The organism is Streptomyces sp. NPDC058051, from assembly GCF_042885475.1.
Classification (GTDB): Bacteria; Actinomycetota; Actinomycetes; order Streptomycetales; family Streptomycetaceae; genus Streptomyces.
The window spans coordinates 1-25,092 of sequence record NZ_JBHVRW010000003.1; the positions used below are offsets into that span (position 1 = coordinate 1).

A 25,092-nucleotide genomic window follows, 5' to 3' on the forward strand; every position below is an offset into this window, starting at 1 on the left:
ATCGACCCGATGACCTACATCGCCAAAGGCGCCGGCGCCGGCCTCTCCAAGATCGGCGACATCACCAAGGGCCTCAAAGGCATCGGCAACATCGACATCCCCACGCTCCCCGATGGCTCCGTGCAGTTGCCCGACGGGCGCCTCCTGGAGCCCAACGGCAATCTGGTCGCGCCGAACGGCGTGGTCGAGACGACCCCGATCCCGCAGGACATGGTCCCGCACACGTCGGGCCTTCCGTCGTCCTGGCAGATACAGCAGCCGGTGGCCCCCGGAGTCCACACGGCCGGGGGCTTCCCCGACCTGGCACCCCCCACGGCCGGGGGCTTCGACTCCGTCCCGGGCGGAGCGCCCGGCCACACACCGAGCGGGTCGTTCGGCCCCGCCCCGGCCGCCTTCGACACCGCAAGCCACGTGCCCGGAGGAACGCCCGGCCACACACCGAGCGGAACCTTCGGCCCCGCCCCGGCCGCCTTCGACACCGCAAGCCACGTACCCGGCGGCCACGTACCCAACGGAACCTTCGGCCCCGCCCCGGCCGCCTTCGACGCCGCAAGCCACGTGCCCGGAGGAACCCCTAACGGAACCTTCGGCCCCGCTCCAGCCGCATTCGACACCGCAAGCCACGTACCCGGAGGAACGCCCGGCCACACACCGAGCGGAACCTTCGGCCCCGCCCCAGCCGCCTTCGACGCCGCAAGCCACGTACCCGGCGGCCACATACCCAACGGAACCTTCGGCCCCGCTCCAGCCGCCTTCGACCAGGCAGGCCACGTACCCGGACATGTCCCGGGCGGCGTCGGTGGTCATGTTCCCGCCGATCACTTCCCGACCGGCGCGGGGCACGACGTGCCGCCCGGGGGCCAGTACGGTCCCGGCCACGACGTGCCCGGCAGCGGCACGCACCCGGCGGACGCCCCGCACGCCCCGGGCCACGACGTACCGGGCGGGCACGCGGACGACGCGGCCGCGTACGGCGACGACGCGGCGCACGCCGGTGACCACGGCGGGCACGCGGCCCCGCACGGCGCCGCCGGTGACGCCCTGCACGGCGTCGACGACGCGTCGACGGCCGGTCACGGGACGGGCGGGCCGGATCTCGGCGGCGCCGGTGACGGCTTCAAGTACACCCCGCACGTCTCCGCGGACGACTTCGATGACCTCTCGACCGCCGAGAAGCACAGGGTCGCCGCAGCCGAACTGACCGACGGCACCGTTCCGTTCGCCGACAACCAGGCCGCGATCGCGTACGGGCGGGAGTACTGGAACGACTATGTGGACAACCTGGACCCGTCCGCGAAGCAAGCCCTTCGGGACTACACAGGTGAGACGTTCCCCTCCTACCACGACATGAACGGCTATCTGCGAGAAAGCGGGGGCTACGGGCCCAGCCCCGAGGTGCTGCACGACATCGCCGAGATGGACAGGGTCATGTCGACCCGTGCCGTGCCGGACGACATCATGGTCGTCCGGGGTACCGGCCTCGGTCACCTCAAGCTGGACTCGCCGTTCGACATGCTGGGCGAGACGTACCCGGACAAGGGGTACACCTCGACTTCCCTCGGCAACCATCCGGTGTCCAGCTTCAAGGACAAGGAAGCGATCCTGCACCTCCGGGTGCCGAAGGGGACGCCTGCCCTGTGGTTGGAGAAGGTCAGCAAGTTCGACGTGTCGGAGCGGGAGCTGCTCCTGGCCCGCGGCTCCGAGTTCAAGGTGACCCGTGTCTTTATGGAGAATGGCCAGGTCCAGGTCTACGGGGAAATCCTGCCGTCACACAAGGGAGCGGTGCACTGATGAGCGACGAAGAGCGGCTCAATCCGCGACTGAACGAGGATCTGCTGTTCAACAAGGCGCCTGGCGGACCACCGCGCTACAACCGCCTCTCGGACAAGCCTGTCCAGTACCTGACGGTGGCGAGCAGGGACGGTGAGGTGATCGGTTACGTATGGGCGAACGACGAGGACGACGCCGCCGGATGGCTGGTCCGCAAGGCGGGGGGTGACGAGGCGTTCAACAAGGGCTCCAGGTGGGCCAGGAAGCTCCATGACGCAAAGGCCCGCGGAATCACGCCGACCGCCGCTCTGGCAGAGATGGTCCAGGAATCCGACACCGCCAAGAGCAGCCATGTGGTGCCTGGTTCCCTCACCGAAGCGCCGAACGTCGAGGTGGTCAGGAGCCTGGCCGACGCGGGCTGAGACCTCGACTCGCACGGCAGGAGCGGACCATGGCGTACCGACCCGATGCACCGCGTTACCGCAACCGGACCGGGAGGCCGGTCCTCCATCTCACCGTCGCCGACACCCACGGCGAGGCGCTGGGCTACCTGTGGGCCAACGACGAGGACGACGCGGCCGGGTGGTGCCTGCGGCCCGCGGGTGATGCGGCCGGGTTCAGCGAAGGGCTCGCGTGGTCCGCGGAGCTCGACGGGGCCAAGGCTCGCGGGCTCGTGCCCACAGCAGCGCTTGCCGAGTTGGCGAGCGGTGGCGACCCGCGACGCCTCAGTCACATCGTGCCGGGTTCGTCGGCCACGGCTTCCTCGCTCACCGCGCTCGACGCACTGGCCCATGTCGTGACCGAGGCCGACGACCGGCGTCTGCTCGCCCGACTCGACCGCGAGAACACCGACGCATGGCGCCGGCTGCGGGAGGGGCTCGCCGCTCTCACGGACGAGGACCGTGACGTCCGGTGGTCCAAAGGCGGGAGGCAGCCGGACGGCACCTGGAGGATGAGTTATCCGCTCCACAGCGAGCGGCTCGAACGCGTGGTGCAGGCGCTGTCCGCTGTCGGTGCGGTGACCCCCGCATACCTCTGGCAGGACAACTCGCCTCCCGTTGTGCCGCTCGTCGGCCGGATGAGCCCGGCGGATGCGGTGCGCGCGGCCACGGCCGTCGTGCGCGGGGAGCGGTTCTCCGACGGGACGATCGCGCGGGCGGCCGGGGAAGGACTCATCGACGCCGTGGCCGAGTCGCTGTGTTCGTGGTACGAGACCGGGAACGGCGACATCTGTGACGCCCCCTGAAGAATGCGGCACCGCAGCGGCTGTTCCCGTTCACTATCCGCCTGTGTTCACTCCACGGTCCGGGCTGTACTGGCCGCTCGCCCATGCCTTATGTTGCAGGAGTTAATCAGGGGGATTCCCGTACGGTGCATGTCGGCTGAGCGACCATGACCCGACGTGACGTACGACCGAGACAACGGACGACGAGACGAATGGCACGGGATTACGACAGCCAGCTTCTGGAGTCGGTGGCCGTACGCCGGCGCAGGATGCGGGACGCGCTGCTGTTCGGCGCGCAGCGGGCGCGGCGCACGACGGACGAGCGGCTCGGGAAGGTGTTCGCAGGGATCGCCATCGCGGCCGTGTTGTGTGCGGGTTGTATCGGATGGTCCTTTATCCAGAACATGCTGGAGAAACAGAAGGCCGAGCAGCAGAAGCAGCAACAGCAGGAGCAGCAGTACGAGCAGCCGGCGAAATCGGCACAACCGGAGAAAAGCGGAGAGTCTACGAAGAATCCGTAGTGGCTCACCAACTCCGGCTAATTCAGGAAAAGTTCCCCGCAAAGGGGATGGAGAAGGCGCTAGTAGCATGGGCACGCCAAACTGCCCGACTCCTCAAACGTCGCGATGATAGGTTCCCGTAAAGTGGTGAGCACAGCAACGACTTCCCGAGCGCAGCTCAGCCGGGTGACGCTGGTCGGTGAGCGACGCCGGGCCGATATCGTCCTGCCGTCCGATACGCCTATCGGGCAACTGCTGCCGGACATTCTGCAGTTGCTGGACGACCGGGCAGCCGCCCGTCCGATGACACGGCAGTTGATCACGTCGGACGGCTCCGCGCTGCCGCACGACAGCACACTCTCCTCGGTCGGGATCGAGGACGGCGCCGTGCTCCGGCTCGTCCGGACCCACTCCGCGCCGCCCGCCCCCGTGGTGCACGACGTCACCGATCTGGTGGCCGACGACCTCGATCTGCAGGCCTGGCGCTGGCGCCCCGCCGCGCGGCGGGCCAGTGCGGGTGTGGCGTCGGTGGCCTTCGCGGTGGTCGCCGCGGTGCTGGCCCGTCACGAGTTCGCCCTCGAAGGCCTGACCGGTGCCCTCGTGGCCGTCACGCTCGTCCTGCTGGCGGCCGGTGCGCTCATCGCCAGGATCGGGCAGGGCAACCGGGGCCTGGCGACGGCGCTCCTGCTCGCCTCCGGCAGCCTCGGCATCGTCACCGCGTGGACTGCCGCGGATGCCTACGCCTGGTCGGGGAGTCTGCGGCTGGCCGGCGTCGCGGGCGCGCTCGTCCTGATGCTGGCGCTTCTCGGCTACTTCTCGCCGCTCGGCCGGGGCGGGCTCATCGGTGCGGTGGCGACCACCGCGATCCTCCTGGTCTGGGAGGCCGTTGCCGCCGTCCAGGACGATCTGGCCAGGCTCGGCGCGGTCATGGCCGTCTTCTCGGTGGTGCTGCTCGGTCTGCTTCCCCGGCTCGCGCTGGCGGCGTCCGGTCTCACCGCGCTCGACGACCGCCGCTCGGGCGGCGTCTCCGTCAGCCGTCACCAGGTGGGCAACGCTCTGGCGGCCACCCACCGCGGTCTGGCTCTCGCGACGGTGGTCACCGCGGTCTCCGCGGCGGCGGGCGGCTGGCTGCTCACCCTGGCCGACAAGCCGTCCGTGTGGACCGTGGCGCTCCCTTCGCTCGTCGCCCTCGTGCTGCTCTCCCGGGCCCGGGCCTTCCCTCTCGTCGCCGAGGTCGTGGCGCTGTTCTCCGCCGCCGCGGTCCTGGTCGTGCGCCTCGTCGTGCTGTGGATGCAGCACGCCGGGGGTGCCGGGCCGCTCGCCCTGCTGTGCGTGGCCGCGGTGCTGCCGCTGCTGCTCCTCGCGGTGCAGCCGCCGGAGCACGTGCAGGTCCGGCTGCGACGCATGGCCGATCTGGTCGAATCCATCGGCGTGGTGGGGCTCTTCCCGCTCGCCGTCGGTGTGTTCGGCGTGTACGGACAGCTGCTCAACAAGTTCTGAGTCGACACGCAGGTGCTCCGGGCGGGGCAGCAGGGCGAAAGAGAAGGGCAGACATGCCGAACGAAGAGAACTGGCAGGGCGACGTGCTGCGCGCCATGAGGGGCGGTGCCCCCCAGGAGAACGCGCAGGGCCCTGACGGGCAGGCGTACGGTGCCCCCGCGCAGGGGCAGGGCGGTCAGCCGTACGCCGCTCCCGCGCCGCCCCCCGGCGTTCCCCCGCAAGGCGCCCCCGCGTACGAGACTCCCCCACAGCAGGTCGGCCAGCAGGAACAGCAGGCAGCCCAGTACGCCGCCTACCAGGAACAGCAACAGGCGGCTCAGTACGCCGCCTACCAGGAACAGCAGCAGGCAGCTCAATACGCAGCGGCCCCCCAGGAACAGCAGCAGGCAGCCCAGTACACCGCCTACCAGGAACAGCAGCAGGCGGCTCAGTACGCAGCAGCTCCCCAGGAACAGCAGCAGGCAGCCCAGTACACCGCCCCGCAGGACCAGTACGCGGCCCAGTACACCGCCCCGCAGGAGCAGCAGCCGGCGGCTGCCCACCCCGGCGGGCAGCCGCAGCAGGCCCGGGCCCGGGCCGCGTACGCCCCGGGTACCCGCCCGCACCGCACGCCCGACTCCCGGCCCGTGGTGGACCAGGGGCTGTCCGGGGTGGGGCGCAAGGCGCGGCGTGGTGAGCCGTTCGCCGCGCGGGTCGCGCGCGCCCTGCGCGTGAGCGTGTCCTCGTCGGCCGCGCGCGAGGTGGCCAGGACCACCGCCACCGCCGAGACGCTTCAGCAGCCCGTGACGACCGGTCGGCAGATCGCCGTCACCTCCATCCGGGGCGGTGCCGGCAAGTCGACCGTCGCCGCGCTGCTCGGCACCACGTACGCGCACTACCGGCAGGACCCGGTGCTCTTCGTCGAGGCCGATCCGGCGCTCGGTTCGCTGCCGTTGCGGCTCGGCGCGGAATCACTGCGCTGGACCACCGGCGACCTGGCGGGCATCATCGAGCCGCAGATGTCGCTGCTGGACGTCACCGGCTATCTCGTCCAGCTCCCGGGCAACGCCTGGTTGCTGCCCGGCAGTCAGGGCCAGATCGGCGCGATGCTGGACAGCAGGTCGTACGAGCGGGTCATGGTGTCGCTGCGCCGCTACTTCGGCGTCACCGTCGTCGACTGCGAGACGCTGCCCGCGGAGGTCGCGCGGGTCGCGTTGTCCGCCGCCCAGGCCCGCGTGCTGGCCGCTCCCGCCACGTTGGAGGGCGTCACCAGTACGTACGCGGTGCTGCAGTGGATGCAGTCGCTGCCCCGTCAGGTGATCGCCGGCACGATCGTCGTGCTCAGCGAGCTCGTGCCGCACCCGGGACTCGACCTCGGCGAGGCCGTCGAGAAGCTCAAGGCCACCGGAGCGGGCGTTCAGGTCCTGCCGTACGACCGGCATCTGGCGGCCGGTGGCGCGATCCGCACCGAACTCCTGGCACACGCGACCAGGGAGACCGCCACCCGTCTCGCCGCCGACGTGTTCCGGCTCTCCCAGCAGTACCACTGATCACCGACCGCCGAACCGCCAGTACCGCGCACCACTGACCAGCCGCACCACCGACCACCGCCCAGCAGCACCGCGCACCACCGATCAGCAGCAGCACCACCTGGCGGCTGATCAGCGGTACCGCTGATCTCCGATGCCGAGCCCGACCCCGAGTGACGGACGACGATGAGTACCCGACTGATCCACCGCCCGGCCAGGACCACCCGGCCGCCGGCCGCCTCCGAGGCGCGCACCATCGAGGCCCCGCCGAACCTGCCCGAGGGCAAGTCGGGCAACATCGCGATGTCGCTGTTGCCCGTCGCCGGTGTGATGTCGTCCGTCGTGATGATGACGGTCGTGCGCAACAGTCAGTTCGCCGGGCTCGGCGCGATCATCCTCGTCGTCACCGTCATCGGCTCCGTCGCGCTGGTCTTCTCGCAGCGCGGCAAGGCCCAGCGCACCCGCCGCACCCAGCGTGAGGCGTATCTCGCCTATCTGGAGGACCTGCGCGAGGAGCTCTCCGTCGAGGAGCGCAGGCGGGGCGAGCGGGCCGATGTCCTCAACCCGCCGCCGCACGCCCTGTACGACATCGTGCGCGACCCGGCCAGGCTGTGGGAGCGCCGACGGCTCGACGGCGACTTCCTGCGGGTGCGTGTCGGCACGGGTGAGATGCCGGTACGCGATCTGAAGGTGGCCCAGCAGGGCTCGTCGGTCCTCTCGCCGCCCGACCTCTTCATGCTCAACGAGGCTTCGGCGCTGATGGACCGCTTCCGTACCGGTACCGAACTGCCGCTCACCGTCCCGCTCGACCGGGTCGGCAACGTCAGCGTCATCGGTCCCCGCGAGGACTGCCTGCGGGTGGCGCGTGCCCTGCTCGTCCAGACCGCGGCCACGCACGCTCCCGACGACGTGGCGATGGCACTCGCCGTGCCCGGTGACCGGCTGGCCGACTGGGAATGGGCCAAGTGGATGCCGCATCTGCTCGACCCGGAGCAGTTCGACGGACCGGTGGCCGCGCGCCGGATCGCCGCCTCCGCGCCCCAGCTCGCCCGCCAGATCGGCGCCGAGCTGCGCCGCCGCGCCTCGTACGCGGCCGAGGTGCGGCGCGGGCTGTCCGGCAAGGACGCGCTGTCCATGACGTCCCGGCTGCTCGTCGTCACCGACGGGCACGGCGAGGACGCCGTCGACCTGCCGCGCCCCGACGACGCGGTCGGCCTGCGCGAGATGGGTGTCAGCGTGCTGCACCTGCTCGAACACCGGGTCCAGGAGCCGGGGCACGTCAGCGTACGGATCACCGTCGACGGTGACGGTGTGCTGATCGAGGACCTGCGGGAGCAGGAGCCGATCAGCGCCCACGGCACGGTGGACGAGGTCGGTATCCCGTTCGCCGAGGGCCTGGCCCGGATGCTGGCGCCGATGCGGCTGTCCGCCGAATCGCTCGTGGACGCCCCGCTGTCCGGGCCCGTCGACTTCGCCGACCTGCTCGGCATCGAGGACGTGGCGCGGCTCGACCTGTCGCACCTGTGGGCGCCGCGCGGCGAACGCGCGTTCCTGCGTGTGCCGATCGGTGTCAGTGACTCCCACCAGCCGGTGCTCCTCGACCTGAAGGAGTCCTCGGAGCTGGGTATGGGCCCGCACGGGCTGTGTGTCGGTGCGACCGGTTCCGGTAAGTCGGAGCTGCTGCGGACCCTGGTCCTCGCCCTGGTGGCCACGCACCCGCCGGAGGACCTCGCCCTGGTTCTCGTCGACTACAAGGGCGGTGCGACCTTCGCCCCGTTCGCGGAGCTGCCGCATGTGGCCGGTGTCATCACCAACCTGGAGAACCAGGCCGGTCTCGTCGAGCGTGTCCACGCCTCGCTCGCCGGTGAGGTCAAGCGCCGCCAGCAGGTCCTGAAGGACGCGGGCAATGTCGCCGACATCGGTGACTACGCGGCGCTGCGGGCGGAGCGGCGGCCCGATCTGGATCCGCTGCCGCATCTGTTCGTCGTCATCGACGAGTTCGGTGAACTCCTCACCGCGAAGCCGGACTTCATCGATCTGTTCCTGTCCATCGGCCGCATCGGCCGCTCCATCGGTGTGCACCTGCTGCTGTCCAGCCAGCGCATCGAGGGCGGCAAGCTCAAGGGTCTGGACACCTATCTCTCGTACCGGCTCGGTCTGCGTACCTTCTCCGCCGACGAGTCCCGTACGGTCCTGGACACCACGGACGCCTTCCATCTGCCGCCGCTGCCCGGGTTCGGCTATCTCAAGGTCGACACCAGTCACTACGAGCGGTTCAAAGCGAGCTATGTCTCGGGCGGGTACCGGGGTCCGGTGGAGCGGACGCAGGAGGAGGACACCGGTCCGCTCGCCCTTGAGTACGAGGCCTTCAACACCCTGGCCGAACCGGAGAGCAGGGGCGAGGAGCCGAAGTCGCGGCGGCGGGAGACCGGGCCGACGGAGATGGGTGTCATCGTCGACCAGTTGCGCAGCGCGGCCGGTCCGGTGCGCCGGATCTGGCTGCCTCCGCTGCCGGGCGCCATCGCGCTGGACAAGGTCGCGGGTCCGCTGGACGTCGGTCCGCGCGGCATGCAGCTGGCCAAGCGGAAGGGGCCGCTCCAGGTGCCGCTCGGTCTGCTGGACGACCCGACCAAGCAGTGGCAGGGCCAGTGGTATCTGGACCTGACGGTGGCGGGCGGCCACGCCGCGATCATCGGTGGTCCGCAGTCCGGCAAGACCACGCTCCTGCGCACGCTGGCCCTCGCCCTGTCGCTGACGCACACGCCGCAGGAGGTCGGCGTGTACGGCCTCGACCTGGTCGGTGGCGGTCTCCAGGCCGTGTCGGGCCTGCCGCACGTCGGCGGAGTGGCCGGCCGTGCCGACCGGGAGCGCGCGGGGCGCACCGTCGAGGAGGTACGGGGCATGCTCGCGATCCGTGAGGAGCTGTTCCGCGAGCACAGCATCGACTCCGTGGAGCAGTTGCGTTCCCTGCACGCGGCGGGCCGGCTGCCGCAATTGGCCTCGGCCGAGATCGTGCTGATCATCGACGGCTTCGGCGCGCTGCGCGACGACTTCGACGAGCTGGACGACGCCGTCGTCGACATCCTCAAGCGCGGTGGCGGCTACGGCATCCACGTCGTCGCGGGCATGCTCCGCTGGAACGACGTGCGCATCGCCACCCAGTCGAACTTCGGCACCCGTGTCGAGCTGCGGCTGAACGATCCCAGCGAGTCCAGCGTCGACCGGAAGCTCGCCCAGACCCTGTCGCCGGACGAGCCGGGCCGCATCCTCACCGACAGCAAGCTCTTCGCGCAGGTGGCGCTGCCGCGTACGGACGGGCTGGCCGATGTCACGGACCTGGGTGCCGTCCTGGAGCACACCGCCCGTACCGTCCGCGCCACCTGGAGCGGCGAGGTCGCCCAGCCGGTGCGGATCCTGCCGCACATCCTGGAGCCGCGTCTGCTGCCCGGCCCGGTCGCCGAGCCGCAGCGGGTGCCGATCGGCCTGGACCAGACGGCACTCGCGCCCGCGATGCTCGACCTGTTCCGCCACGACCAGCATCTGCTGATCATGGGTGACAGCGAGTGCGGCAAGACGAACCTGCTGAAGACGGTCGCCGGTGGCCTCATCGAGCGCTACGGCGAGGACGAGCTGGTCTTCGCCGTCATGGACCCGCGGCGCGGTCTGCGCGGTGCCATCCCCGAGGAGTTCCGGGGCGGTTACGCGTACAACCCCAAGATGTGCGCCGGTCTCGCCGCGGGCATCGCCACCGAGCTGGAGAAGCGGCTGCCCGACGACCGGACGGACACCGAGGACCTGGAGCCCGGCAGCTGGGGCAGCGGTCCGCGGATCGTGATCCTCGTCGACGACTACGACGTGCTGACCACCGCGGGACAGTCGCCGCTCGACCCGTTCCTGCCGTACATCCCGTCCGCGGTGGACATCGGGCTCCACTTCGTCCTGACGCGCCGCGTCGCGGGCGCCTCGCGCGGTATGTACGACCCGCTGGTGCTGGGTCTGCGCGAGTCGGGTGCCTCGGCGCTCCTCATGGCGGGCGACCGCAGCGAGGGGCAGCTCTTCCCCGGTGTGTACGCCTCGCAGCAGCCGGCGGGCCGAGGGGTGTTCATCCGCAGGGGCCAGCCCAACCGCCTGATCCAGACCGTGTACACCGCCGGGTGACGCCCCGGGGAGCCGCCCCGTACCCGCGTGGCGCGCCCCGGAGCACATCCGCACCCCGGACGAAGAAGGAACGGCCGACCACATGACCAAGGACGTCATCGCCCTCACCACACGCATGCCCGACCCGTTGACCGTGCTCGCGGGGCTGCTCGCGGGCGGTCCCGACAAGCTGGTCGGGGCGACGGGCGAGGATGCCGTCGTGCAGCTCTGCGACGAGCAGGGCCGGCCGCTCGTCTCCGTCGAGGCGCCGCTGCTGGTACAGGTCGCGGGCGAGGCCGAGCGGCTGCTCGGGGCCACCGCGCCACCGGTTCCGTTCTGGTGGACGGAGGCCCGCGCCACCACCGGGGTCGAGGAGGCCGAACTGCTCGCGGGCACCTTCGCGGCGCGGCTGGCCACGCTGGCCGGGGGTTCCGCGTGGCCGCCGGAGGCGGCGCGTTCCCTCGCCGTGGTGAAGACCGAGGGGGTGAGTGTCGCGCCCACGCCGGCGGCGGCGCAGCCCGCTGTCGACGCCCTCACCGACAAGGTCGCCGTCGTCATCCAGGACCGGCCGGTGGTCGCCATGACGGCCTGGCTCTCGGACGCGTTCCGGGCAGCCGCCAACGCCGAGCTGGGGCTCCAGATCGTCACCTCGCCGGGGGCCACGCTCTCCCCCGCCGTGCGCAACAGTCTGAGCGGCTGGCCGTCCCGCTGGGTGGTCCAGGACGAGAAGGACGGCTACTACGACGGCCTGTCAGGCGCCGTGCTGCGGTGGCAGAACGGTCTGTTCGCCCCGGTCGCGGCCACCGCCCCGGTCCCCGGAGACCCGCGCACGCCGGTGGCCGCCTCCTACAAGGAGGTCGCGAACACCGGCGAGCGTCAGCTGGCCCTCTCGTTCCGCACCGTGCACCCGGCGGACGACCGGCTGGTGCTCGGCGGGGCCCTGGAGTCGGTGTGGACCGAGCTGACCGGTGCGGAACCGGCCGGCTGGGGCACCGCGGAGCCCGCCAGTCTTCCCTGGTCGCTGCGGCGGCTGACCGATGTCGCCTTCGAGCGGGCGCCCGAGCCGACCTGGATCGTGGTGGTCGGCAACCCGGACCGGCCGGGTCTGGCGACGGTCCGCATCAGCCGGACGAAGGCGGGCGTGGAGGAGGACGTCACGCTGGCCTTCGGCTACGGCCCGGACGAGGAGCCGCCGCTGGACGCTCTGCCCCGGGTCGCCGAGGTGCTCGCCACGCGCCATCACCTCCAGTCGATGCTCGTCCAGCTCCGCAAGGCCCGGCGCGACCTGGCCGTTCCGCCGCGCTTCGAGGGGCCCGGCGTCCCGCTGGCCTTCGTGCTCGGCGCGGAGGAGGTCCGCGAGATGCCCGGCGACCGTGCCCGGCGCACCCCCCTGTCCGAACCGCCGGTCCAGCTGGGCCCGAAGACGCGTCCGGCGCTGTACTACCCGCTGCCCGGCGACCCGTCGGACCTGTCGGGGTGGCAGGACTTCGAACGACTGATGCGGCATCTGAAGGGCGCCTGAGCGAGGGCCGCTCCGAACCGTCGGCAGCGGACGGACCCCGCCCGGGTTCCCTCGGGCGGGGCGCTGGATTCGGCCTGAATGCGACGAGCCGCGCGGGTGCCCGCGCCGTCGCCACCGTGCCGAGCCGAGAGGTCATCAACCGCTCACAGACGTTCACTCGTCACCGGTGATCACACAATTTCAGTCACGCACGCCTTCCCTCGCCCGCCCACAGGGGGTTGACTGTGGGTCACGCATGGTGATGTCGCCGTCCTGAGTCGAGGGCGTGTGCCACGCCGGGGCCCGCGGGCCCGGTACCGATGCCCCGGCCCCCGGCAGAGGAGTGTGAGCGGGAATGACCAGCCCCTCTCGCATGGTCACCCTCTGGCCACGACTGGGCGGGCGCGGGCGACTCACCCCCGATGCGTACTGGCACCGACGTGTGCATTCGATCAGATCCCCGTTCGTATCGTTCATCCGCATCGTCTCGACGAGGGGCACCAATGAGCCAGATCGCGCTGCCGGAGTTTCATATGCCGTTCCAGAGCGCGGGATGCAATCCCGGGATCGAGGAGACCAGAAAGGCCGCTTGGGAATGGGCCGATTCCCATGGTCTCGCCCTCACCCCGACGGCCCGGAAGAAGATGATCCGGACCAGGCCCGAACTCTGGATATCCCTGATATTCCCGACTGCTCCGCAGCATCATCTCGATCTCTTCTGCCAGTGGCTCTTCTGGGCCTTCCTCGTCGACGACGAGTTCGACGACGGCCCCGCAGGCCGCGACCCCCGGATGTGCGAGGCGGCGATCGACCGGTTGGTGGCCGTACTCGACGGCGAACAGCCGCGCGGCGCGATGGAGCACGCGCTCACCGCCCTGCGGGACCGGACCTACCACGACCGCTCGCCGCGCTGGATCCGGCAGTTCCGGCGCGACACGGTCTCCTGGCTGTGGACGTACTACGCCGAGGCCGTGGAGCGAGCCGCCGGGCAGGTGCCGACCAGGAACGAATTCGTGAAGCACCGGCGGGATTCGGTGGCCATGCAGCCCTTCCTGGATCTGCATGAGATCATCGCCGGAATCGACCTTCCGGAATCGTCCCGGAGCCTTCCCGCATATATCGCCCTGCGCAATGCGGTCACCGATCACTCGGGGCTCTGCAACGACATCTGCTCCTTCGAGAAGGAAGCGAAGCTCGGGTACGAGCACAATGCGGTACTCCTCATTCAGCGCGATCTCGGACTCACCCTCCAGGAAGCCGTCGACGAGGCCGGGGCGCAGCTCGCGGAGATAGCGGAACGGGTGCGCCGCGCGGAGAAGGAACTGATCGACCAAATCGAGGCGGCCGGCATCCACGGCCACACCCGGGCCGCGCTGGAACGGTGCGTGCAGGACTACCGCGGGCTGGTCCGGGCCGACTTCGACTACCACGCCCGCGCGGAGCGCTACACCCGTCCCGATCTGGTGGAGATCGACGAACGGGATTCACTGTCGCAGTACTTCGCCGCCTGAACAGCGGACGGAGCACGGAACCCCGCCTCTCATTCAGCCCGAACGGCCGACGGAGCACGGCACCCCGCGGCTCATTCGGCCCGAACGGCCGACGGAGCACGGCACCCCGCCCCTCGCTCAGCCCGAACGGCCGTCCCCGGCCGCCGGTTCGCCGTCGGTGTCCCTCAGCGGCAGCGCCCTGAGGGCCAGTGCCCACCCCAGCCGGGCCTCGCCCGACTCGGCGCTGCGGCCGGTGAGTTCGGCGATCCGGCCGATCCGGTTCAGGACGGTGTTGCGGTGACAGTAGAGCTGCTCGGCGGCGCGCGCCGCCGAGCAGCCGTTGTCGAGCCAGACCCGGAGGGTGCTGAGGAGCGCGTCTGCTTCGGCGGACGCGTCCAGGACGGCGCCCAGTTGCGTGGCGACGATACGCTCGGCGATCTCCGGCCGGCCGACGAGGAGGACCTCCGCCAGCCGGTCGTCGAACGCCGCCACCTCGCCGCTTCCGGCGGGGAGCGTGCGCAGGGCCTGCTCGGCCAGCCGCAGGGCCCGGCCCGCCCGGGCGAGCCGGTCGAACTCCGGTGACACGCCCGCGGTGGCGCCGGTGCGGTCGCGCAGCAGGTCGAGCAGCACGCCGGACTCCCCCGCCGCCAGCCGCACGATTCCCGCGTACCGGCCCGATCTCGGCCGCCAGAAGGACCAGATCCCGTGGTCGTCGAGGACGGGCGCCGGGTTGGGCGGTGCCGCCGGGTCCTGGGCGGCGGCGACGACGACATACCGGTCCACGACCGGTACACCGAGCGCGGCGGATGCCGCCGCGGCGACCGCCGGATCGTCCCCGCGCCCGTCGAGGAGCGCCTCGAAGAGAGCGACGCGGCGCGTGTCCTGGCGCCCCTGCATCTCCACCTGGGTCAGCCGGTACGACTCCGCCATCACGAGCGAGTAGCGGTCGATGGTCTCCCACACCGCGCCCGCCATGTCGAGCTCGCTGTCCCGGTCGCCCGCGACCGCGCCCACGAGGCCCTGTCCCCGCCCGGCCCCGCCCGCCCGTGCCGCCCGCAGGTGCTCCGCCATCACCTGCCACATCACCCGGCCGCCGCGCCGGTAGGCCTGGAGCACGGTGTCCAGCGGTACGTTCTGCTCCGCGCGCCGCCGCCCCGTCTCGCGCGCCGCGTACTCGAAGTCGCCCCTGCTGGACGGCAGTCCGCCGAAGTCCTCCAGTGCCCGCAGCAGGTTGTCGCGGCAGATCTCCCACAGATCCTCCCGGCTGACGGGCGCGCCCGAGGCATACGTGCCGCTGTGGGCGTGGATGTCGGCGACGACCCGCCGCGTCAGGTCGTCGATCCCCGGCAGCAGGGCGACGGCCAGGGCGCGGCGCAGCTCGCCGTCGGCACCACTGCCGCTGCCGCTTCCCCCGCCTCCACTGCCGCTGCCGCTGCCGGGATCGTCGGTGCGAGGGGGCCGGGCTCCGGGATTGTCCGCCATGCCGGAAGGTTAACGCCGCCCCTCCTGTTGGGCGGATGCCTTGCCGTGCACCCCCGTGAGGGGCCGCTGCCCAGGTGGCCGACGCACATGGTGGGCGTCTGCACATTGCCCGGCGACGGGGCGGCGGCTGATTCTGAGCAGCAGCAGCCGTGTAAACGCCATGTTTCCTGGAGCGTGTCATGTTTCTCAGCGTCGCCTCTGTCCTCGGTGAATCCGCCCGTACGTGCCCCGACCGGGTCGCCGTGGTCGACTCGGGCACCCGGATCACCTACCGGGAGCTGTGGTCCCGCGCGCTGAGCTGTGCGGGCGCGCTGCGGGCGTCCGGGGTGCGGCCGGGGGACCGGGTGGCGGTGCTGCTGCCCAATACGGCGGACTTCCTGTACACGTACTACGGGGCGCTCGCCGCCGGAGCGACGGTCGTGCCCGTGCACGGGCTGCTGGTGGCCGACGAGGTGGCGTACGTCCTGCGGCACAGCGGTTCCGTCACGCTGATCAGCGGGGGGCCGCTGTGGCCGGTGGCGGAGGAAGGGGCGCGTGCGGCGGGGGTACGGGCGCTGCGCGGTGTTCCGGCGGGTGGCGAGCCGCTGCCCGCGCCGGAGCCCGCGGCGCCGGACGCCACCGCGGTGATCCTGTACACGAGCGGCACGACCGGGCGGCCGAAGGGGGCGCTGCTCACCCACCTCAACATCGTGATGAACGCCTCCGTGGTCGCCCACGACCTGCTGGACCTGGACGGCGACGACGTGGTCCTGGGCTGTCTGCCGCTGTTCCACAGCTACGGGCAGACCTGCGCGATGAACGCGACGCTGCGGGCCGGGGCCACGCTCGTCCTCATGCCGCGCTTCAGCGGCGCGGGCGCCCTGGAGCTGCTGGCCGCCGAGGGCGTGAGCGTCTTCATGGGCGTACCGACGATGTATCACGCGCTCGTCGAGGCGGCGAAGGACGTCGCGGCGCGGGACACCACGGAGCGGGACACCACGGAGCGGGACACCGCGGAGCGTCGTCCCACCCTCCGCGCGGCCGTCTCGGGCGGCGCCGCGCTCCCCGTCGCCGTGCTCGAACGCTTCGAGGAGACCTTCGCGACGCAGGTCCTGGAGGGTTACGGACTGACCGAGACCTCCCCCGTCGCCACCTTCAACCAGCCGCGGCTCGGCCGGCGCCCCGGCACGGTCGGCCACCCGGTGTGGGGCGTGGAGATCGCGGTCGCGGACGCGGCGGTCGAGGACGCCGTGGTGCGGCTGCCGGACGGGGAGGTCGGCGAGGTCGTGGTGCGCGGCCACAACATCTTCGCGGGGTACCTCGACGACCCGGAGGCGACCGCCGCCGCGGTGGTCGACGGCTGGTTCCGCACCGGGGATCTCGGGGTGCGGGACGAGGACGGCTTCCTGAGCATCGTCGACCGGAAGAAGGACCTGGTCATCCGGGGCGGCTTCAACATCTATCCGCGTGAGGTCGAGGAGGTGCTGGTGCGTCATCCGGCGATCTCCGAGGCTGCGGTGATCGGTGTGCCGGACGAGGCGCGCGGCGAGGAGGTCTGCGCGGTCGTCGTGCTGCGCGCGGACGCGGGTGCGGTGACGGAGGAGGACGTGATCGCCTGGTCCCGGGACCGGCTCGGGCGGCACAAGTACCCGCGGATCGTGCGGTTCACCGAGACGCTGCCGCTCGGCCCGACCGGCAAGGTCCTCAAGCGGGCGCTGACGGCCTCCTCCTGATCCATCGAGCCGCGACGCACGAAGACCGGAGCCACGTCCGCCATGACCGCCCCCGCACGCCCGCTCGCCGCCGTCGCCACCGAAGACGGTCCCTCCGGCCGGCGCCTGCCCCTCACCGAGAAGCTCAGCTTCTTCGCGGGCAACCTCGGCAACATCCTGCTGTCCACCACCATCAGCTCGTTCCTGCTGCTCTACCTCACCGATGTCCTGGGACTGGCCGCGGCCGCCGTCGGCACGTTGCTCCTGGTCGTACGGATCGTCGACAGTCTCGTGGACCCGTTCGTCGGGTACACCGTCGATCATCTGCCCGTGACCCGCCGCGGCCGCTTCCGTACGTATCTGCTCATCGGCGGAGTGCTCGGCGGCATCGGCTTCGTCGCGCTCTTCCTCGGCCCGGCGCTGCTGCCGGCGCCGCTGGCCGTCGCATGGGCCGTCTACCTGTTCTGGGGCTTCGCCTTCCCGGCCATGGACATCCCGCTCAACTCCCTGCTTCCGGCCATGACGTCGGATCGGACGGAGCGCGGGACGCTCGCCTCCGTCAAGGGGTTCACCTACCTCCTGGGCAGCATGCTCGTCGTCGCCGCGGCCCTGCCGGCCGTCGGCCTGTTCGACTCGGAACGCACCGGCTGGCTGGTCTGCGCGACGGTTCTCGCCGTCGTGTCCGTGGCGCTGACGGCGACTGCCGCACTCGGCGTACGGGAGCGGGTGCGGCCCACCCGCGCCGACCGCTACGGGGTCCGCGACCTGCTGCGGATCTTCACCGGGGGCCGGTCGGTGGCCGTGCTGCTTACGGCGAAGGTGGCGACCTCGGCGGCCGGCGCGGCGACGCTCGCCGGCCTGCCCTTCTACTTCCTCTACAACGTGGGCGACAAGGGGCTGGTGTCCGTGGCCGCCCTGGTGATGACGGTCCCGATGGCCGGGGGAAGTGTCGTCGCGCCCGTGCTGGCACGCCGTCTCGGCGGGAAGTCCGTCTATCTGGGCGCGCTGGCCGTCGCCGCGTGCGGCAACGGGGTGCTGCTGCTCGTCCCGTACGACAGGGTGCCGGCGATCATGGCCTGTCTGGCCGTCGCGGGGCTCGGCACGGGGGCCGCGGTCACACTCAACTACGTGCTGCTCGCCGAGCTGACCGACCACGTCGAATGGCGCCACGGCCATCGTGCCGAGGGTGCGCTGGCCTCCCTGGCCTCGTTCGCCGCCAAGGCGGGTGGCGGGCTCGGCGGCGCCGCCACCGCGTACTGCCTGGGCCTGTTCGGCTATGTGGCGCACGCCGACCAGTCGGAACGGGCGATGGACGGAATCCGCTACGCCCAGGCCGGGGTGCCGCTGGCGCTCACCGTGCTCGGCGGGCTGGTGTTCCTGACCTATCCGATCACCCGCCGCGTCTCGGCACGGATCACGGAGGACCTGACCGCCCGCCGGTCGGCCTCCCCCGCACAGCAAGAGGACTGACGATGAGTGAGCACACCTGGGGCGCCTGGCGCGGACAGTGGATCTGGGGCGGGGAGAGCGGCGTCACCCCGCCGGGGCCGGATTCGATGCTGGGGGCGCCCGATCCGGAGGTGTACGACCGGCGCGTGCTGCTGCGTCGCGCCTTCGAGCTGACGGACGTCCCCGGTTCGGCACCGTTCCGCATCACGTCGGACTCCCGGCATGTGCTGTACGTGAACGGCACGGAGGTGGCACGCGGACCGGTCCGGCACGGTCCGCGGATGCTCCACTACGACACCGGGGACGCCGCGCCGCTGCTGCGTCCGGGGCGCAACACCGTCGCCGTGCTCGCGCGGTACTACGGGCACGCGGTGCCGTGGTGGGAGCCGTCGCCGTGGACGTATGAGCTCGGTGGGGGTTCGGTGGTCGCCGAGCTGAGGCTCGCCGCCGACCGGTGGATCGTCACGGACGCCTCCTGGACGTACCGTACGGGCGACGCCTGGACGCCGTGCCGCCCGCACTCGCAACTGGTCACCCAGACACCCGAGTTGCTCGACGGGCGTCTCCTCGACCCGGACTGGACCGTGGCGGCCGGCGACGAAGGCGGCGGCTGGCTCCCCGCGCGGGTGCTGTCCACCCGTGCCGTGGTGGGTCCGAAGACCGGTACCCGGCCGGATTCGGAGCCCTTCGGGGCCCTGCTCCCCCGCCCGGTCCCCCAGCTCGCCGAGACCGTGCGGGACGCCGTGTCCACGCGGACGGCGCCGCTCCGCCGGGAGATCCCGGGCGATCCCCGCCACGCCCTCGTCGCGGCCGTCACCGAGGCCGCGACCGGCACGACCGCCACCTCGCCGGACACCCGGTACGACCTCGACGCGGGCCCGGTGCTCCTGGTCGTCGACTTCGGCCGGATCGTCGCCGGTCATCTGCGCCTCACGGCCGAGGCGGCGCCCGGCACCGAGATCTGCGGCGCCCTCGCCGAACTCCCCACGCACGCGGCCCTCGACGCCGCCAACACCTTCCGGTACACGACACGCGGCCACGACGACGTCTTCGAGACGGGCGATCCGGCCGGCGGACGGTACGCCCTGCTCACCGTGCGGGGCACCGGGAGCGTGCGGCTCGGGCCGGTCCAGGTGCGCGAGCGGCTGCGGCCCCGCCCGGAAGGACCGTACTTCGACTGCGACGACCCGGAGCTGAACGAGATCCACCGGGTGGGGCTGCGCACGGTCGACCTCACCGCACAGGACGCCTATCTCGACTGCCCCACCCGTGAACAGCGCGCCTGGACCGGCGACTCGGTCGTCCACCAGTCGGTCGACCTGGTCACCAACCCGGACTGGAGCCTGGCCCGCTGGCATCCCCAGTTGGCCGCGCAGCCCCGGCCGGACGGCATGCTGCGGATGGTGGCCGCCGGCGACTTCGCCCGCGATCCGATCCCCACGATTCCCGACTGGGCGCTGCACTGGGTGCGGTCCGTGCACCAGCTGTACCGCTGCACCGGTGACCGCGAGCTGGTGGCCGGGCTGATGTCGGCCGCGGAGCCGGTGCTGCGCTGGTTCCTGCCGTTCTGGCGCCCGGACGGTCTGCTGCACGAGGTGCCCGGCTGGGTGCTGATCGACTGGTCGCCCGTACAGGTGACGGGCGCCTGCGCGGCGCTGAACGCGCTGTGGGCGCGGGCGCTCCTCGATTTCGCGGAGATGGCCGAGTGGCTCGGGGACCTGGGCCGGGCGCGCTGGGCACGCGCGCTGCACCAGGGGGTGGCGGCCGGCTTCGAGGTGTTCTGGGACGAGGCGCGGGGCGCCTACCGCGACCATCTGCACGACGGGCGCCTCGGTACGTCGGTCAGCGAGCACACCCACGCGGCGGCCGTCTGCGCGGATCTGGTGCCGCCCGGACGGAGGTCCGTCGTACGGGAGCTGCTGCTGGACCGGGCGTCGATGTTCACCCGGTCGCCGATGGGCCACCGGGGCAGCGACACCGGTGGCCCCACCGCCTCGGCGCCCGTGACGGACCGGGACGGGCCCGACTGGGACACCGAGCGGCTCGTCGTGGGGGCGCAGCCGTTCTTCCGCTACGTCGTGCACGACGCGCTGGCCCTGCTGGGCGCCGCCGACCGGATCGAGGGGCTGTGCCGCGACTGGACGGCGCTGCTGAGGACCGGCGGTTCCGCGTTCCGTGAGTGCTGGGAGGGCGGTTCGTACTGCCACGGATGGTCGGCCACGCCCAGCCGTGATCTGCTGGTGTACACGCTCGGCGTGACCCCGGCCGAGCCCGGCTACACCCGGGTGCGTGTCGCCCCGCGGCTCGGCACGCTGTCCGGTGCGCGGGGCGCGGTGCCGACTCCACAGGGTCTCGTCCGGGTCGACGCGACCGGGCAACGGGTACATATCGAGTCACCGGTGCCGGTGGAGGTGCTGCACCCGGACGGCTCGCTCACCCGCCATCCGTCCGGCTCGTCCACCGTCGCACTCGCCACGACCGCACCGTCAGCACCGCCAGCACCGTCAGCACGAGCACCACAGAAGGGCTGAAGCCACCTCATGACTGCCGCACCCACTCCCATATCCGAAACATCACCGCAGGTCAGCACAGTCCACGGGGTGGTGCGTGGCACGCTGGAACAGGGCGTCGCCGTCTTCCGCGGCATCCCGTACGCGGCCGCACCGGTCGGCGAGCACCGTTTCCGCGCCCCTCAGCCGCCCGAGTCCTGGGAGGGGGTGCGGGACGCGGTGTCGTTCGGGCCGACCGCGCCCAAGCGGCCGTACTCCCCGCCGCTGGACCGGCTGCTGCCCGATCCCGACGTGCCGGGCGACGACTGCCTCAACCTCAATGTGTGGACACCGTTCCCGGCCCGTACCGGGCTGCCCGTCCTCGTCTGGATCCACGGCGGTTCGCTGCTGCACGGCTCGTCGGCGGTGCCGCTGTACGACGGGGCGGCGTTCGCCCGTGACGGTGTGGTCCTCGTGTCGGTCAACTACCGGCTGGGCATCGAGGGGTTCGGGGTGTTCCCGGACGCGCCCGCCAACCGCGGGCTGCTCGACCAGCTCGCGGCGCTGGCCTGGGTGCGGGACAACATCGCGGCGTTCGGCGGCGATCCGGACCGGGTCACGCTGTGCGGCGAGTCGGCGGGTGCCATCAGCATCGGCGCCCTGCTGACCGCCCCGCGCGCCAAGGGCCTGTTCCGGCGCGCGGTGCTGCAGAGCGGCGCGCCGACCGCGCTGCCGCTGGACGCCGCCGCCCGCCGTACGACGGAGCTGGTCGCCAAGCGGCTGGGGGTCGCCGCGACGGCCGGGGCGCTGGCCGGGGTGGACCCGGAACGGCTCCTGACGGCGCAGACCGAGGTGACGTCCGGCGGCTCACCGCTGACCGGCGGGAACTCGTTCCAGATCGTGGTGGACGGCGACCTGGTGCCCCGCGATCCGCTCGAAGCGCTGCTGGACGGCGCCGCGGACGACGTCGATCTGCTGATGGGCGCGAACAGTGAGGAGTACCGGCTCTGGTTCGTGCCGAGCGGTCTGACGGAGGGGCTGTCCGCGACGAAACTGCGGCTGGCGCTGCTGAAGTTCAGGGTGCCCGGCGCCACCGCGCGCACCTATCGCGCGAACCGGCCCGGTGCCACACCGGGTGAGCTGCTCGGCGCGCTGGCCACCGATCTGCTGCTGCGCGTCCCGTTGAACCGGATGGCCGACGCCCGGTCCGGCGCCCCGGGAAGCACCCACCTCTACGAGTTCGGCTGGCCGTCGCCCGTGCTGAGGCTGGGCGCCTGTCACGCGCTGGAGATCGGCTTCGTCTTCGACACGCTGGACCGGCCCGACGCGGTGGCACTGGCAGGCGAGGACGCCCCGCAGGAGCTGGCCGACGCGATGCACACGGCGTGGGTACGGTTCGCCGCCTCCGGCGATCCCGGCTGGCCCGCCTGGGACACGACCCGCCCGGTGATGGGTTTCGGCCCCGGAGCGCCCGCCGTGGTGCGCGCCCCGCGTGACGAGGAGCTGCGCGGCTGGGCGCCGTACCGGAGGAAGTGACGGGGGCCCTGACTGCGGCGCGGCTTTCGGCCCCCGACCCGCAGGCCGAGGGCCGGGGATCCAGGAGCCGGGGCCGGGGATCCCAGAGGCCGGGGGCCGGGGGGTCTCCCGGCCGTCAGCCCTTGTTCTGCGCCGCCCAGAACTCCTCGAACGTGAGGAGCCCGTCGCCGTTGGCGTCGTGCGCGTTGATGACGGCCTGGGCCACCGGCTCGGTGACGTAGGGGTCACCGAGCTGAGCCATCACGCTCTTGTACTCGACGGCCGATATCAGCCCGTCGCCGTTCAGATCGAACCGCTTGAATGCCGTGCGCGCCGACTCGATGTCCGCCATGGTTCCGCCCCTTCGTCATGCCTGACCAGTACCTGACCAGTGCCTGACCCGTGTTCGATTGACGGGGGTCAGATTAACGGGCGCGGCGGATGGCGGTCCCGGCGGCCGGTGGTCCGTCCACGGACGGCTGTCTGCCGCCCGGGATCGCGCCTCCTGCTCCGGTCCGTGTCCGGCGACGGGCCGTCAGCGGAAGACGCCGGTGTGCCCCAGCGAGTAGCGGCCCGGCTGCGGGTAGACCGCGAGTCCGTGCGGGCCGCTGCCCACCGGGATCCGGGCGAGCTGTCTGCCGTCGGCCGTGTCGATCGCGTACACCTCGGAGTCGTAACGACCGCTCAGCCAGAGGGTCCTGCCGTCCGCCGAGACGCCGCCCATGTCGGGGCTGCCGCCGCCGGGCAGACGCCACTTCTTCACCGGCTTGCGCTGTGCGAAGTCGAAGACGGAGATGGTGCCCTCACCCCGGTTGGAGATGTACATCTCCTTGGAGTCGCGGCTGACGTAGAGGCCGTGGGCGCCCTTGCCGGTGGGCATCAGCTTCGGAGTGGTGAACTTCTTCCCGTCCAGCACCCACACCCCGTTCGCGACCATGTCCGCGATGTAGAACGTGGAGCCGTCGGGTGACAGTTTCACGTCCTGCGGCATCGCGCCCTTGAACGGGAGCTTCTGCCGGCCGACGACCTTCATCCGCGCCGTGTCGACCTTGAGGAGTTCGCCGGAGAACTCGCAGGAGACGATGAAGTACCGGCCGTCCGTGGTGAAGTCGGCGTGGTTGACGCCCGAGCAGTCGACCGGGACGGTCTTGGCCGTCTTCATGGTGTGGGCGTCGCGGAAGACCAGTTCGCGGTCCATCGAGGCCATGACCACGGCGTACTTGCCGTCGGGAGTGAAGTAGAGGTTGTACGGGTCGGAGACGGGCACGGCGCGGCCCACCCGGCCGGTGGCGGGGTCGATGGGCGTGAGGCTGTCACCGAGGTCGTTGTTGACCCAGAGGGTCTTCAGGTCCCAGGACGGGACGACGTGCTGCGGCTGGCGCCCGACCTTGATGGTCTTGATGACCTTGTACGTCGCGGGGTCGATCACCGACACCGTGTCGGAGTTGGTGTTGGGGACGTAGATCCGGGACGGGAAGTCCTTGACGACCGGGGAGAGCTTTCCGGGCCGGTCGGCCGCGTACACGTCCTTGGCGTCGAGCACCGGCGGCATGCCGGGCAGCCCCGGCGGAGCGGGAGGTGTGGGCCGGCTCGCCCGGGCGAGCGGCGCGGCGGCCTCACTGCCGACGGGTTCGGCGCTTCCCTTCCCGGTGGGGGCGGTGCAGCCGGTGAGCACGGCCAGGAGGATGCCCCCGAGCAGGGCCGCGGTGTGTTCGGTGGAGGGACGCATCAGCTCAGCAGCTCCGTGGTCGTCACCGCGCGCAGTCGGCGGCGGTCGATTTCGGTGAGGAGGACGGGCAGGGCGGCGACCGTGTCGGCGTAGCCGAAGTGCAGGCTCACCACCGATCCGTCGCGGATCTCCCCGGCCACCTTGCGGGTCACGGCCGCGGCTCCGGGCGAGGTGAAGTCGAGGGAGTCCACGTCGTAGGAGAGGACGTGCGGATAGCCCGCCCGGGCGGCGAGCCGCTGGACGAGCGGGGTGGCGTACCGGGTGCGCGAGGGGCGGAACCAGGTGCCGATGGAGCCGGTGAGCCGGCGCAGCCGCTGGGCGCAGCCGGTGATCTCCGCGTACGCCGCGGCCTCGTCCATCGAGGAGATGTCGGCGTGGCGCTGGGTGTGGTTGCCGAGGTCGTGACCCCCGTCGAGGATGCGGCGGGCCATCTCCGGGTGTTCGTCGAGCCAGCTGCCGACGGCGAGGACGGTGATCCGGGCGTGGGCCCGTTCGGCCTCGGCGAGCACGGTCCGGGCGATGGCGGGGTCGCCCTGGCCGTGGAAGGTGAGGGCGACGCGGGCCCGGTCGCGGGGGCCGTGCTCGATCTGGACCGGCTGCCCGGGGAATCGGCGCGGGGCCGGTGCGGGGTGTGGTGCGGCGGTCCGGGTGGTCCCGGAAACGGGGTTCTTCGGACTCCCCGCGGTCGGGGCGGTCCTGGCCGCGCCACCGGGGGCGGCGCCGCGATCCGTGCATCCGGCGGTGAGTGCGCCGGTGAAAGCCGCCCCCGCTCCCGCGCGCAAGGCGCTGCGGCGGCGCACCGGTGGGTCGGAAGCGTTCATGTGCAGAGACAGTACGGGCGGAATGCGTAAAAAATACTTACGCGGGACGCCTGTGCCGTGGATGAATCATTCAGCGATTCCCATAAATATTCATGGTTTTCCAGGCAAGTGACTCATAACACCTGTGATTCACAAGCGATACATCACAATTTGACGCCAAATGCCCTTTTTGCACCTTTGGCGACGACGTCGCCCGTCTGCCATAGTCGGTGTCACGACCTCACCGACCCGAGCGAGGTCGTCACAAGCGGCCGTGAACACACCCCCACTTCACGGCCCCCACAC

General features: G+C 71.7%; 17 protein-coding genes. 13 read left to right on the forward strand and 4 right to left on the reverse strand.

Translation table 11 applies throughout. The features are described from left to right. The 9 genes from ACFVUT_RS05730 to ACFVUT_RS05770 form a co-directional block, all read left to right on the forward strand. Positions 1 to 1,791: ADP-ribosyltransferase (locus tag ACFVUT_RS05730; RefSeq protein WP_389644782.1), on the forward strand; the 1,791-nt coding region annotated here is incomplete at its 5' end. Continuing rightward, a complete protein-coding gene (locus ACFVUT_RS05735) occupies positions 1,791 to 2,192 on the forward strand; it encodes a hypothetical protein (protein ID WP_389644778.1) in 402 nt (133 codons plus the stop codon). The genes ACFVUT_RS05730 and ACFVUT_RS05735, both read left to right, overlap by 1 nt. A 29-nt stretch (positions 2,193 to 2,221) precedes the next feature. Next, positions 2,222 to 3,016 (forward strand): DUF6508 domain-containing protein, encoded by a 795-nt coding sequence (locus tag ACFVUT_RS05740; protein WP_389644775.1) that lies wholly within the window; start codon positions 2,222 to 2,224, stop codon positions 3,014 to 3,016. A gap of 191 nt (positions 3,017 to 3,207) precedes the next feature. Next, complete coding sequence (locus tag ACFVUT_RS05745) at positions 3,208 to 3,516, forward strand: hypothetical protein (RefSeq protein WP_389644772.1); 309 nt, start codon at positions 3,208 to 3,210, stop codon at positions 3,514 to 3,516. A 105-nt stretch (positions 3,517 to 3,621) separates the two neighbouring features. Next, positions 3,622 to 4,995, forward strand: coding sequence for a type VII secretion integral membrane protein EccD (eccD, locus tag ACFVUT_RS05750; protein WP_389644769.1), 1,374 nt, complete (start codon positions 3,622 to 3,624; stop codon positions 4,993 to 4,995). A gap of 53 nt (positions 4,996 to 5,048) precedes the next feature. After that, on the forward strand, positions 5,049 to 6,524 hold the full coding sequence (locus ACFVUT_RS05755; protein ID WP_389644766.1) for a MinD/ParA family protein: 1,476 nt from the start codon (positions 5,049 to 5,051) through the stop codon (positions 6,522 to 6,524). 165 nt (positions 6,525 to 6,689) lie between these two features. Then, on the forward strand, positions 6,690 to 10,661 hold the full coding sequence (eccCa, locus tag ACFVUT_RS05760) for a type VII secretion protein EccCa (protein ID WP_389644763.1): 3,972 nt from the start codon (positions 6,690 to 6,692) through the stop codon (positions 10,659 to 10,661). 82 nt (positions 10,662 to 10,743) lie between these two features. After that, a complete protein-coding gene (locus tag ACFVUT_RS05765; protein ID WP_389644760.1) occupies positions 10,744 to 12,162 on the forward strand; it encodes a DUF6177 family protein in 1,419 nt (472 codons plus the stop codon). Between the two features lie 482 nt (positions 12,163 to 12,644). Beyond that, positions 12,645 to 13,652 (forward strand): terpene synthase family protein, encoded by a 1,008-nt coding sequence (locus ACFVUT_RS05770; protein ID WP_389644757.1) that lies wholly within the window; start codon positions 12,645 to 12,647, stop codon positions 13,650 to 13,652. A gap of 117 nt (positions 13,653 to 13,769) precedes the next feature. On the opposite strand, the gene ACFVUT_RS05775 is transcribed toward ACFVUT_RS05770, so the two are convergent. Further along, positions 13,770 to 15,113: a PucR family transcriptional regulator gene (locus ACFVUT_RS05775; RefSeq protein WP_389644754.1), complete on the reverse strand. Its 1,344-nt coding sequence runs from the start codon at positions 15,111 to 15,113 to the stop codon at positions 13,770 to 13,772. Positions 15,114 to 15,292: 179 nt separating this feature from the next. On the opposite strand from ACFVUT_RS05775, the gene ACFVUT_RS05780 reads away from it, so the two are divergent. From ACFVUT_RS05780 to ACFVUT_RS05795, 4 genes are read left to right on the forward strand one after another with little or no spacing between them, the layout of a single operon-like run. After that, positions 15,293 to 16,825, forward strand: coding sequence for a long-chain fatty acid--CoA ligase (locus tag ACFVUT_RS05780; RefSeq protein WP_389644751.1), 1,533 nt, complete (start codon positions 15,293 to 15,295; stop codon positions 16,823 to 16,825). 42 nt (positions 16,826 to 16,867) lie between these two features. Continuing rightward, complete coding sequence (locus tag ACFVUT_RS05785) at positions 16,868 to 18,274, forward strand: MFS transporter (RefSeq protein ID WP_389644749.1); 1,407 nt, start codon at positions 16,868 to 16,870, stop codon at positions 18,272 to 18,274. A gap of 2 nt (positions 18,275 to 18,276) precedes the next feature. After that, entirely contained in the window at positions 18,277 to 20,784 is a 2,508-nt protein-coding gene (locus tag ACFVUT_RS05790; RefSeq protein WP_389644746.1) for a hypothetical protein, read from the forward strand. A 9-nt stretch (positions 20,785 to 20,793) separates the two neighbouring features. Beyond that, positions 20,794 to 22,278 carry a carboxylesterase/lipase family protein gene (locus ACFVUT_RS05795; protein WP_389644742.1) on the forward strand — a complete coding sequence of 495 codons (1,485 nt, stop codon included), beginning with the start codon at positions 20,794 to 20,796 and terminating at the stop codon, positions 22,276 to 22,278. A gap of 115 nt (positions 22,279 to 22,393) precedes the next feature. On the opposite strand, the gene ACFVUT_RS05800 is transcribed toward ACFVUT_RS05795, so the two are convergent. The 3 genes from ACFVUT_RS05800 to ACFVUT_RS05810 all read right to left on the reverse strand — a co-directional run bounded on the left by ACFVUT_RS05800 (position 22,394) and on the right by ACFVUT_RS05810 (position 24,807). Next, on the reverse strand, positions 22,394 to 22,609 hold the full coding sequence (locus ACFVUT_RS05800; protein WP_389644740.1) for an EF-hand domain-containing protein: 216 nt from the start codon (positions 22,607 to 22,609) through the stop codon (positions 22,394 to 22,396). 183 nt (positions 22,610 to 22,792) lie between these two features. Then, positions 22,793 to 23,986, reverse strand: coding sequence for a hypothetical protein (locus ACFVUT_RS05805; RefSeq protein ID WP_389644737.1), 1,194 nt, complete (start codon positions 23,984 to 23,986; stop codon positions 22,793 to 22,795). Beyond that, positions 23,986 to 24,807, reverse strand: a complete 822-nt coding sequence (locus ACFVUT_RS05810) for a polysaccharide deacetylase family protein (RefSeq protein ID WP_389644735.1) — start codon at positions 24,805 to 24,807, stop codon at positions 23,986 to 23,988. The genes ACFVUT_RS05805 and ACFVUT_RS05810 overlap by 1 nt, the downstream gene beginning before the upstream one ends. Positions 24,808 to 25,092 lie beyond the last annotated feature (285 nt).